General features: G+C 73.6%; 3 protein-coding genes. All 3 read left to right on the forward strand.

Features of this window, described 5'->3' with window-relative positions:
• Nucleotides 1-190: 190 nt before the first annotated feature.
• The 3 genes from IE248_RS25825 to IE248_RS25835 all read left to right on the forward strand — a co-directional run bounded on the left by IE248_RS25825 (nt 191) and on the right by IE248_RS25835 (nt 12,425).
• Nucleotides 191-1,114 carry a sterol desaturase family protein gene (locus IE248_RS25825; protein ID WP_190031853.1) on the forward strand — a complete coding sequence of 308 codons (924 nt, stop codon included), beginning with the start codon at nt 191-193 and terminating at the stop codon, nt 1,112-1,114.
• A 126-nt stretch (nt 1,115-1,240) separates the two neighbouring features.
• Nucleotides 1,241-10,768, forward strand: coding sequence for a non-ribosomal peptide synthetase/type I polyketide synthase (locus IE248_RS25830; protein WP_190031854.1), 9,528 nt, complete (start codon nt 1,241-1,243; stop codon nt 10,766-10,768).
• Nucleotides 10,758-12,425 (forward strand): phytoene desaturase family protein, encoded by a 1,668-nt coding sequence (locus IE248_RS25835; RefSeq protein WP_073794160.1) that lies wholly within the window; start codon nt 10,758-10,760, stop codon nt 12,423-12,425. Before IE248_RS25830 ends, IE248_RS25835 begins: the two co-directional genes overlap by 11 nt.
• The last annotated feature ends 20 nt before the right edge of the window (nt 12,426-12,445 follow it).

Here is a 12,445-nt window from a genome sequence, read left to right on the forward strand (position 1 = left end):
GCCCGGTGCGCCCCCGTGCACCGGACGCGGCGGGTCCGGTGACACCCCCGTGGCCCCGTGAGCCCCCCGCACGCCCCACCAGGCGGAATTGCGTTGCGTAGTTGATCCACTCCATACTGTGACCGGACTTCTCGGTGCTCGGGGTGGCGAGGGATGCGCCCCCCGGCGCCCGTTCGGCAAGGGGGGTGGCATGTCGGGTTCGCTGGCAGCCGGTGAGGACCGGCCCCGGCCGGGACGCGCCGCCGTACGGGCCGCCGCCCGCGCGGTGCTGGCCCGGGCGGCCCACCCCGTCCTGCTCCTCGCGGTCGTGGCGGTGTTCGCCGCCACCGTGCGCCGGGGCTGGCCGCCGGGCCCGGTCACCTTCGCCTTCCAGTTCGCGACGCTCTGCTATCTCGCGGGGCTGGAGCGCCTCATCCCGTACGAACGCAGCTGGCGCCCCAGCCGGCGCGAATGGCGTTGGTACGGCGTCTACTACCTCCTCACCACGCTGGGCGGCAGCACCGGGCAGACGGCGGTCCTGCTCGCCGCGGGCGCCGTGGCACCCGAGCGCCCCCTGCTCCCGCTCGCCGTCGAGATGCCCCTCGCCCTGCTGCTCGGGTCGCTGGCCAGCTACGCCATCCACCGGCTCGGGCACACCAACCCGTGGCTCTGGCGGCTGCACGGCGTGCACCACGTGCCCGACAAGGTCAACGTCGGCAACAACGGCGTCAACCACGTCCTCGACGTCTTCGTCTCCCAGGCCTGCGCCCAGCTCCCGCTGGCGCTCATCGGGTTCTCGGAGCGGGCGGTCTTCGGAGTGGGCCTGTTCGTCATCGCGCAGGGCTACTTCGTCCACGCCAACGTCGCCGTCCGGCTCGGTCTCCTCAACCACGTCCTCGCGGGACCGGAGCAGCACCGGCTGCACCACAGCACCGACCTGGCCGAGGCCGGGCACTACGGCTCCGACCTGTCCGTCTGGGACCGGGCGTTCGGCAGCTTCACCTGGCACCCGGGCCGGGAGCCGGCCGAGGTCGGCCTCCTGCGGCCGGAGTCGTTCCCCGCCACCGGCGCGATCGGCGCCACCCTGGTGCACCCGTGGCGCATGCCCGCGAAGACGGGCGAAACCGCTGGCTGACGCCCCCGCACCCGCACGCGCCCCCCTTCCCGCCCCGCACGGGCTCCGCACGCCCCCGCACGCGCAGGCGTGCCCACCCCTGCCTTCCCCAGCGGTACTTGTCGACGACCTAAGGACCTGACCACCATGGCTGAAGCGATCCGCGTCACCCCTCCGGAGAAGATCGCGATCATCGGCATCGGCTGCCGGTTCCCCGGCGGCGCCGGTGACCACCGGGCCTTCTGGCAGAACCTGCTCGACGGCAAGGACTGCATCACCGCGACGCCCCGCGACCGGTACGACGTGAGCACGCTCGGCAGCCGTGACAAGGCCAAACCCGGGCGGCTGGTGGGAGGCCGGGGCGGCTACATCGACGGGTTCGACGAGTTCGACCCCGCCTTCTTCGGCATCAGCCCCCGCGAGGCGGACTCCATGGACCCGCAGCAGCGCAAGCTGCTGGAGGTGGCCTGGGAGGCGCTGGAGGACGGCGGCCAGAAACCGGCCGAACTGGCCGGCGGCGATGTCGGCGTGTTCATCGGGGCGTTCACCCTGGACTACAAGATCCTCCAGTTCGCCGACTTACGGTTCGACACGCTGGCCGCGCACACCGCGACCGGCACGATGATGACGATGGTGTCGAACCGGATCTCGCACTGCTTCGACTTCCGGGGCCCCAGCCTCTCCGTCGACACCGCGTGCAGTTCGTCCCTGGTCTCGGTCCACCTCGCCTGCGAGAGCCTGCGCCGGGGCGAGAGCACCCTCGCGCTGGCCGGCGGCACCCTGCTCCACCTCACGCCGCAGTACACCATCGCCGAGACCAAGGGCGGCTTCCTGTCCCCCGAGGGCCGCTCCCGTACGTTCGACGCCGACGCGGACGGGTACGTCCGCGCCGAAGGGGTCGGCGTCGTCGCCCTCAAACGCCTCTCCGACGCCCTCCGCGACGGTGACCCGGTCCACGCCGTGATCACCGCGAGCGGGGTCAACCAGGACGGCCGCACCAACGGCATCACCGTGCCCAGCGCCGACGCCCAGGTCTCCCTCATCGAGCGGGTGTGCGCCGAGGCGGGCATCACCCCCGGCGACCTCCAGTACGTCGAGGCCCACGGCACCTCCACCCCGGTGGGCGACCCCGTCGAGGCCGCCGCCCTCGCCCGGGCCCTCGCCGTCGGCCGCGCCCCCGGCGCCGCCTGCTACGTAGGCTCGGTCAAGACCAACATCGGGCACACGGAATCGGCCGCGGGCATCGCCGGCCTCATCAAGACCGCCCTCAGCATCCGGCACCGCCGGATCCCGCCGCACATCAACCTGCGGCGGATCAACCCCGCCATCGACCTCGCCGGAGCGCCCTTCGACATTCCGACGCGGGTCACCGACTGGCCCGCGCACCGGGGCCCGGCGCGGGCCGGCGTCAACTCCTTCGGCTTCGGCGGCACCAACGCGCACGTCCTGCTGGAGGAGGCGCCGCCCGCGCCGCCCCGCCCCTCCGCCGAGGGGCCCGGCGCGGGGCCCGGCGAGTCCCGCCCGCGCTACACGATCCTCCCGCTGACCGCGCGCGATCCGGCCGCCCTGCCCGAGCGGGCCGAGGCGATCCGCCGCGAGCTCGCCGGGACCGCCGCCGCGCCCGCATCCCTCGCCGACCTCGGGTACACGCTCGCCCACCGCCGCCAGCACCACGACGCCCGGCTGTCCGTCGTCTACGGCTCCCGCGCGGACCTCGACGAGGCACTCGCCGCCCACCTGCGGGGCGAAACCCACCCCCGCGTACTCCTCGACCGCCGCCGCCCGGACCAACAGCGGAGGCTCGCCTGGGTGTTCACCGGCATGGGACCGCAGTGGTGGGGGATGGGCCGCGAGCTGTTCGCCGCGCAGCCCGCCTACCGCGACGCGGTCGAACGCTGCGACCACGAGATCGCCGAACTCACCGGCTGGTCCCTGACCGAGGCGATGGCCGCCGACGAGGCCGGCTCCCGGATGGCCGAGACCTGGCTGGCCCAGCCCGCCAACTTCGCCGTCCAGGTCGGCCTGTCCGCCCTGTGGCGCGCCCACGGCGTACGTCCCGACGCCATCGTCGGGCACAGCACGGGCGAGGTCGCCGCCTTCCACGAAGCGGGCGTCTACAGCCTGCGCGACGCGGTGCGGATCGTCGTCCACCGCAGCCGCCTCCAGCAGCGGCTGGCCGGCACCGGAACCATGCTGGCCGCCGGACTCACCGAGGAGGAGGCGCTGCGCCGCCTGCGCCCGTACGGGGACCAGGTGTCCCTCGCCGCCGTGAACAGCCCGGCGGCGGTCACCTTCGCCGGGGACCGGGCCGCGCTCACCGCCCTCGCGGGGGAACTCCACGCCGGACAGGTCTTCGCCAAGTTCCTCACCGTCCGCGTGCCCTACCACAGCGCCCGCATGGAGGAGATCAAGGACGAGCTGCTCTCCAGCCTCGCCGGCATCGAACCGCGCCCGGCCCGGGTGCCGTTGTACCTGACCGGCAGGGAGGGCCGGGCGGTGGGCACCGAACTCGACGCCGACTACTGGTGGAGCAACGTCCGCGACAGCGTCCGCTTCCGCCAGGCCGTCGAGCGGATGGCCGGTGACGGCCACCGCACCTTCCTGGAGATCGGCCCGCACCCCGTCCTGACCCACGCGATCAAGGAGTGCCTGGCCGGCGTTCCCGTCGCCGCGGAGCCGGGCGCCGAAGCCGTCACCCTGCCGTCGATCCGCCGGGGCGAGGACGAGGAGGCCTGCTTCACTGCCTCCCTCGCCGCGCTCCACAACCTCGGCTTCGACATCGCCTGGGACGTGCTCCAGCCCGCCGGCCGGACCGTACCGCTGCCGCGCTACCCCTGGAAGCGCGACCGGTACTGGACCGAGCCGCGCCCTGTCGCGCAGGTCAGGCTCGGCCAGGTCGACCACCGCCTGCTCGGCCGCCGGCTCGCCACCGCGGAACCCGTGTGGGAAGCGGAGATCGACCTGGAGAGCGCCCCCTACCTGGCCGACCACCGCATCCAGGGCCGCGCCCTGTTCCCGGCCGCCGGCTACCTCGAAATGGCCGCCCAAGCCGTCCGCACCCTGACCGGCGGCACCGAGATCGCGCTCGGCGACATCGCCTTCCGCAAGGGCCTGTTCCTGCCCGACGACGCCTCCCGCACCGTGCAACTGGCCCTCTCCCTGGAGGACGCCGCGTTCACCGTCGCGACCGGCGGCCCCGGCACGACGGAACGCGCCGTCCACGCGAGCGGTGTCGTCCGGACCGGCCACCGCCCCACGCCCCGGGCCCCGCTGGACATCGACGCGGTCCGGGCGCGCTCCGACCGCCACCACGACGGCGCGGCCTGCTACGCCGCGCTGGAAGCCCTCGGCTACCACTACGGGCCCGCCTTCCAGGGCATCGAGGAGGTGTGGTGCGGCCCGGGCGAGGCACTGGCGCGGATCCGCCGCCCCGACTCCGTGGGCGCGGACGCGGCCGCCGGCCACCACATCCACCCCGTGCTGCTCGACGCCTGCTTCCAGACCCTCCTCACCGCCGCGGACCGGGGCGGCCCCGAGGACGGCTCCACCGGCATCCTGCTGCCGCTGTCCATCGCCGACGTCCGCACCGGCCCGGTCGGCGACCAGCCGCTGTGGGCCCATGCCACGGTCACCCGACGGCACGACGGCGAACTCGTCGGGGACATCGCCCTCCACGACGACGCCGGGCTCCCGCTCGGCCACGTCGGCGGCTTCCGCGCCGCCGACGTCGAGAAGGCCACGGCCGCGGTCGGCCTCGCCACCATCGACGGCTGGCTCGCCGAACCCACCTGGAGCGAAGGCCCCCTGGAGCCCGCCCCGGCCACCGCCGCTCCCCCCGGCACCTGGCTGGTGTTCGCCGACGCGCCCGGCGGCGTCGCCGACGCGCTCGCGGAACTCGTCACGGCACGCGGGGGCCACTGCCACCTCGTACGTCCCGGGGACGCCTACGCCACCCGCCGGGACACCCGTACCTCCACCGTGGTCCCCGGTCGCGCGGAGGACCTGCGGCGGCTGCTCGCCGACCCGGCGGGGCCGGCCGGGGTCCCCGACACCGTCGTCCACCTGTGGAACCTCGACCTTCCGGCGCTGGAAGCCACCGAGCGCCGGTACCTCGAAGCCCACAGCACCACCGGGGCCTACTCCCTGATCGCCCTCGCGCAGGCGCTCCGGAGCGACCCGGACCAGAGCGCCGCGCCCGCCGCCCTGCACATCGTCACCCGCGGCGCGCAGGCCGCCGATCGAGGGCAGTCCGTCGAGCCGCTGGGCGCCCTCGCCTGGGGCGTCGGCCGCGTCCTGCGCCACCAGGAACTCACCGCCCACCGGGGCAAGCTGATCGACCTCGCGCCGAACGCCCGAGGCGGACCTCGGCCCGACGAGGTCCGCCGGGCCGAGGCGCGGGCCCTGCTGGACGAGATCCTGCACACCCCGGCCGCCGACGCCGCCGACGCCGCCGGGCCGCCCGAGGACGAGATCGCGCTGCGCGACGGCCGCCGCCTCATCAGCCGGCTCACCCGTCCCGAAGGCCTCACCCGCCCCCTGCCCACCCGGCTGCGCCCCGACGGCGCCTACCTGGTCACCGGTGCCTTCGGCGCCCTCGGCCGGCTGCTGTGCCGGTTCCTGGTCCGACGCGGCGCCCGCCACCTCATCCTGGCCGGCCGTACGCCGCTGCCCGACCGCGCCGCCTGGAGCGGCCTCGACCCGGACTCCCCGGCCGGACGGAGCACCCGGTTCGTCAAGGAACTGGAGGCACTGGGCGCCCACCCCGTCCACGCGGCGCTGGACGTGGCCGACGGCGCGGCCCTGGCCGCCTGGCTGGACACCTACCGCACCCTGGACGCCCCGCCCGTGCGCGGCGTGTTCCACCTGGCCGGGCACGTCCGGGACACCCTGCTGCCCGCCATGGACCGGCCCGCCTTCGACTCCGTCCTCGCCCCCAAGGCCGCCGGCGCGTGGCTCCTCCACGACCTGCTGCGCGACGCGCCGCTCGACCACTTCGTACTGTTCTCCTCGGTCGCCTCGCTGCTCACCACCGCGGGCCAGACCAACTACGCGGCGGGCAACGCCTTCCTCGACGCGCTGGCCCACCACCGGCGCGCCCTCGGACTGCCCGCGCTCAGCATCGACTGGGGCCCCTGGGCCACCGGGATGATCGAGGAACTCGGGCTGGTCGAGCACTACCGCCTGGCCCGCGGGATGAGCTCGCTCGCGCCCGACGCGGGCACCGCCGTCCTGGAGCGCGTCATCGGCCAGGACCGCCCGCAGCTGCTCGTGGCCACGGTGGTGGACTGGAAGGCCTTCCTCTCCTGGTACCCCTCCCCGCCGCCGCTGGTCACCGAGCTCGCCGCGGCCGCCGCCAGCGGCGCCGAGGCCGACGCCGGCGCGCACGGCGGATTCCTCGACCTGTTCCGTACGGCGGACGCGGAGCACCGCGCCGCACTCGCGCTGGAGCGGTTCACCGCGGTCGCCGCGACCGTGCTGCGGGTGCCGGCGGAGCAGCTCGGCGAGGCCGGCAGTCTCGCCGCCCTCGGCCTCGACTCGCTGATGGCCATGGAACTGCGCGTCCGGGTCCAGGCCGAGACCGGGGTGGCCCTGCCACTGGTCGCCCTGCTCAGCGGCGCGCCCCTCGCCGAACTCGGGGAACAGCTCTGCCGGGCGGCGGCCGCCCGCCTCGCCGACACGGCGGAAGCCGACGGCGCCGGGGCGGAGGTCGAGACCCACCACGACGAGCTGCGCCACCCCCTCACCCAGAACCAGAAGGCCCTCTGGTTCCTCAAGCAGCTCAACCCCGACGGCTTCGCCTACAACATCGGCGGCGCCGTCGAGATCAGGGCCCGGCTCGAACCGGAGGTGATGTTCGACGCCGTCCGCGCCCTGGTGGCGCGCCACCCCATGCTGCGCGCCAACTTCACGCTGGAGGAAGGCCGGCCGGTGCAGCGGATCACGACCGCCGGGGAAGCCGACGTGGCGCTGTTCGACGTCGAGGACCGGGACTGGGACGAGATCCACGCGATGATCGTCCGCGAGTACCGCCGCCCGTACGACCTCGAACACGACCCGCTGATCCGCTTCCGGCTCTTCCGGCGCGGTCCGGACCGCTGGATCGTGATGAAGGCCGTCCACCACATCATCTCCGACGCGATCTCCACCTTCACCTTCATCGAGGAACTCCTCGCGCTCTACGAGGGCATGCGCGCGGGCCGGCCCGTCCCGCTCCCGCCCCTGCGGGCCCGTTACCTCGACTTCCTCAACGGCCAGAACCGCTTCCTGGCCTCACCCGACGCCCGGCGCATGCTGGAGTACTGGCGCGGCGTCCTGCCCGCCGAGGTGCCCGCCCTCGACCTGCCCTCCGACGGCCCGCGACCCGCCGTACAGACCCACAACGGCGCCTCCGAGTTCTTCGTACTCGACGCCGAACTCAGCGCCCGCGTCCACGCCCTGGCCCGCGCGCACGACGTGACCGTGTTCACGGTGCTGCTGAGCGCCTACTACGTCCTGCTGCACCGCTACTCGGGGCAGGACCGGATCGTCGTCGGAAGCCCGGTGACCGGCCGTACCGAGGAGGAGTTCGCCTCCGTCTACGGCTACTTCGTCAACCCGCTCCCGCTGTACGCGGACCTGTCCGGGGCCCCCGGGGTCGGCGCGCTGCTGGCACAGGTCCGCGAGGTCGTCCTGGGCGGCCTCGACCACCAGGAGTACCCGTTCGTGCTGCTCGTCGAGGAGCTCGGGCTCCAACACGACCCGAGCCGCTCCGCCGTCTTCCAGGCGATGTTCATCCTGCTCGCCCACAAGGTCGCCACCGAGCAGTACGGATACCGCCTGGACTACATCGAACTCCCCGAAGAGGAAGGACAGTTCGACCTGACCCTGTCGGCCTACGAGGATGCGTCGGAAGAGCGCTTCCACTGCGTCCTGAAGTACAACACCGACATCCTGCCGCCCGGGACGGTACGCCGGATGGCCTCCCACTACGTCAACATCCTGGACGCCCTCACCCGCGCGCCCGCCGACCGGCCGGTGGCACGCCTCGAACTGCTCGGCGCCGACGAGCGCGAAGAGGTCCTGACCGACGCCTGCGCCCGGGGCCCGGTCCTCCCGGAGGAGGCGGCCGTGCACCGGCTGATCGCCGGGGCCGCCGCCCGCCACCCGGACGCCGTCGCGGTCTCCGTCCCCGCCGAGTCCGGGCCCACCCGCCACCTCACCTACGGCGAACTGGAGCGCCACGCCCGGCTGCTGGCCGCCCGGCTGCGCGACCGGGGCGTGGGACGCGGGGCCGTCGTCGCCGTCTGCCTCCCGAAGTCCCCCGAGCTGATCGTGGCCCTGCTCGCCGTCCTCAAGGCGGGCGCCGCCTATCTGCCGCTCGACCCCGACCACCCCGGCGACCGGCTCGCCGGCATGGCGGACAACGCCGGGGCGGCGCTCGTCATCACCGACGCGGCGGGCCCCGCACGCCTGACCGCCCTCGGCGTTCCCGTGCTCACCGACCTCCTCGCCCCGGACGCCCCCGCCGACCTGGAGGCCGCCACGGACGCCGGAGCCGAGGAGGGCACCGCGGCGGACCCGGACGCGCCGGCGTACGTCATCCACACCTCCGGATCGACCGGCCGCCCCAAGGCCGTACGCGTCGGACACCGCGCCCTCAGCGCCCTGTACGCCGCCTGGCGCGCGGAGTACGGACTGGACACCGCACCCGGCGTCCACCTCCAGATGGCCGGCGTCTCCTTCGACGTCTTCACCGGCGACCTCGTCCGCGCCCTGTGCTCCGGCGGCCGCCTGGTGCTGATCGGCCGCGAGCTGCTGCTCAACACCGCCCGCCTCTACGAAACGATGACCACCGAGCGCGTCGACTGCGCCGAGTTCGTCCCCGCCGTCGTCCGCTCCCTCATGCACCACTGCGCACACGGCGGACACCGCCTGGACTTCATGCGGCTGCTGATCGTCGGCTCCGACGTCTGGAAGGTCGGGGAGTACGAGCGACTGCGCGGCCTGTGCGGCCCCGGCACCCGCGTGATCAACTCGTACGGCCTGACCGAGGCGACCGTCGACAGCGCCTGCTTCGAAGGCCCCACCGACGGGCTCGACCCCCACCTGCCCGTCCCGATCGGCAAGCCGCTCCCCAACTGCACCCTGCGCATCCTGGACGAGCACCGCGCCCCCGTGCCGCCCGGAGTCACCGGAGAACTCTGGGTCGGCGGCGCGGCCCTCGCCCTCGACTACGCCCACGACCCCGAACAGACCGCGCTGCGGTTCGTGTCCCTGACCCTCGGCCGCGGCCCCGGGGCCGAACCGGAGCGGCTCTACCGCACCGGCGACCTCGCCCGCCGCGACACCCGGGGCCGCATCCACCTCCTCGGCCGCGCCGACGCACAGCTGAAGGTGCGCGGCCACCGCATCGAACCCGGTGAGATCGAATCCCTGCTGCTGTCCTGGCCCGGCCTCACCCAGGCCGTCGTCACCGTCCGCGCCGACGCCCACGGCGAAGCCGCCCTCTGCGCGTACTACGTCCCCGCCCCCGGGAGCGCACCGGATCCGGCCGAACTGCGCGGCCACCTCTCGGCGTCGCTGCCCACCCATCTCATCCCGGCCCACTTCACCGCCCTCGACGCCCTGCCGCTCACCCCGAACGGCAAGGTCGACATCGCCGGCCTGCCCCAGCCGCGCGCCGCATCCGCCGAGGAGGGGCACGAACCGCCGGTCACGCTCTACGAGCAGTCCATGGCCGCGCACTGGCAGTCCCTGCTCTGCCTGGAACGCGTGGGCCTGCGCAGCGATTTCTTCGCCTGCGGCGGCAGTTCCATCAAGCTCATCGAGCTGATCCACCGCCTCCAGGCCGAGTTCAACCTCACCGTCCCGGTCAGCCTGCTCTTCAAGGTCACGACCCTGCACGGCATGGCCAGGACCGTCGAGGACATCATCACGGGCAAGATCGCAGGCGGCCGCCCCCACCTGACCTTCAACACCGGCCGGGGCCCCGCGCTGTTCTGCTTCCCGCCGGCCGGCGGGCACGGACTGGTCTACCGCGGCTTCGCCGCGCACCTGCCCCAGTACGAACTCGTCGCCTTCAACCACCTCTACGGCGAGGACAAGGCCGCGCGCTACGCCGACCTCGTCGAGAAGCTCCGGCCCGACGGCGCCTGCCCGCTCCTCGGGTACTCGCTCGGCGGCAACCTCGCCTTCGAGGTCGCCAAGGAACTGGAACGGCGCGGACGCACGGTCCCACACGTCGTGATCATGGACTCCTACCGCATCCTGGAGCCCCAGACGATCGCCGAGGAGCACGTCGAGGCCTTCGAGCGCGAACTGCGCGGCCACCTCCACCGCCACACCGGCTCCCGTTCCGTCGCCGACGAGACCCTCGCGCAGGCCAGGGACTACCTGGACTACTGCGGCCGCACCCCCAACCTGGGCACGGTGACGGCAGCCGTCAGCGTGATCTCCGACGAGCCCAAGGCCGCCTTCTACGCGGCCGGCCGCCAGGGCACCTGGCACGGCAGCTCGACCACCCGCACCGAACTGCTCCGGGGCCACGGCACGCACGCGGAGATGCTCGACGAGAAGTACGTGGCCCGCAACGCCGCACTCACCCTGGCCGCGCTCACCGGCGACGCCGTCCAGGCAGGCGGCGCCGTCCACGCCGGCGACCCCGTACCCACCGGAGGTGAGCCGCATGCCGGGTGAAGCCCGCACCGTCTGGCCCCCGCGCGAGCGGGCACCGGGCCGGCCGCCCCGCGTCATCATCATCGGCGCCGGCATCGGCGGCCTGTCCACCGGCTGCTACGCCCAGATGAGCGGCGCCGAGACCCGCATCTTCGAGCGGCACGTCCTGCCCGGGGGCTGCTGCACCGCATGGTCCCGGCAGGGCTACGTCTTCGACTACTGCATCGAATGGCTCACCGGCACCGGCCCCGGAAACGACGCCAACCGGGTGTGGCGCGAACTCGGCGCCCTCGACGGCAAGACCATCGCGAACTTCGAGATGTTCAACACCGTCGTCGACGAGCACGGCCGCTCGGTGACCTTCTACAACGACCCCGGCCGCCTCGAACGCCACCTCCTGGAGATCTCACCCGCCGACGCGCGGCCCATCCGCGCCTTCTGCCGCGACCTGAGGCGCTTCACCGACACCAACCTGTACCCCTTCCTCACGCCCCCGCCGCTCCAGACGCCCCGGGAGAAACTGGCCACCCTGCGGGCCGTCCTCCCCGACTTCCTGCTGTTCTGGCGCACCGCCGCGACCCGCATGGAACGCTTCGCCGGACGGTTCCAGGACCCGCTGCTGCGCCGGGCCTTCCCGTTCATCTTCTTCCAGGACCACGAGGTCTTCCCGCTGCTGCCCTACCTGTTCAACATGGCCAGCGCCCACCACCGCAACGCCGGCTTCCCCCAGGGCGGGTCACTGGGCCTGGCCCGCTCGGTCGAGGAGCGCTACACCTCGCTCGGCGGCCGGATCGACTACCGGGCCAGAGTGACGCGCATCCTCGTCGAGGACGACCGGGCCGTCGGGGTGGAACTGCGCGGGGGCGAGCGGCACTACGCCGACCACGTCGTCTCCGCCTGCGACGGCCACACCACGATCCACGGGCTGCTCGAAGGCCGCTACGGCAGCCCCAGGGTCGACGCCCTCTTCCAGGAGATGATGAACCGCCCCGAGCTCGTCTACCCCGGCGTCGTCTCCGCCTTCGTGGGCCTCGACGGCGAGTTCGCCGCGACCGAGCGGCACAGCACCACGTACCTGCTGTCCGACGAGGACGCCGCCGCCCTGCCGGGCGTCCTCCAGAAGAGCCTCGTCGTCCAACTGCGCTCCCACTACTCGGACGGGTTCGCCCCGCCCGGCAAGTCCGTCGTGCACTGCACCTACTTCAGCGACTACGCGTACTGGAAGCAGCTGCGGCTCACCGACCGCAAGGCGTACTGGGCGCGCAAACAGGAGGTGGCCGACTTCGTCCGCGCCTTCCTGGAACGGCACCACCCCGGCATCACCGCCGCCATCGAGGTCGTCGACGTGGCCTCGCCCGCCACCATCGAGCGCTACACCGGCGTCCGGGGCGGCAGCATCCTCGGCTGGAAGTCCTTCACCGAGGCCGACGACCTGATCACCGGGCTGATCAACAAGGACCGGATGCGGCTGCCCGGACTGCGCGGCCTCTCCCTGGCCGGCCAGTGGTTCGGCGGCGGCAGCCTGATCCGCGCCGCCGCGAGCGGACGGTTCGTCACCCAGTACGTCTGCCGGGAACTCGGCCTCGACTTCCGGGCCTGGGAGAGCGGCGGAACCACGCCCTGGCATCCGGAGAAACTCGGCGTACTGCCGCAGCTCGAAAGGCGGCGGGTCCGATGACCGCCCGAAACAGGCAAACC

Source organism: Streptomyces goshikiensis, from assembly GCF_014650555.1.
Taxonomy (GTDB): Bacteria; Actinomycetota; Actinomycetes; order Streptomycetales; family Streptomycetaceae; genus Streptomyces; species Streptomyces goshikiensis.

Coding starts and splice junctions, on each gene's coding strand:
- IE248_RS25830 (WP_190031854.1), top strand. CDS start 1,241: ATGGCTGAAGCGATCCGCGTCACCCCTCCGGAGAAGATCGCGATCATC.
- IE248_RS25825 (WP_190031853.1), top strand. CDS start 191: ATGTCGGGTTCGCTGGCAGCCGGTGAGGACCGGCCCCGGCCGGGACGC.
- IE248_RS25835 (WP_073794160.1), top strand. CDS start 10,758: ATGCCGGGTGAAGCCCGCACCGTCTGGCCCCCGCGCGAGCGGGCACCG.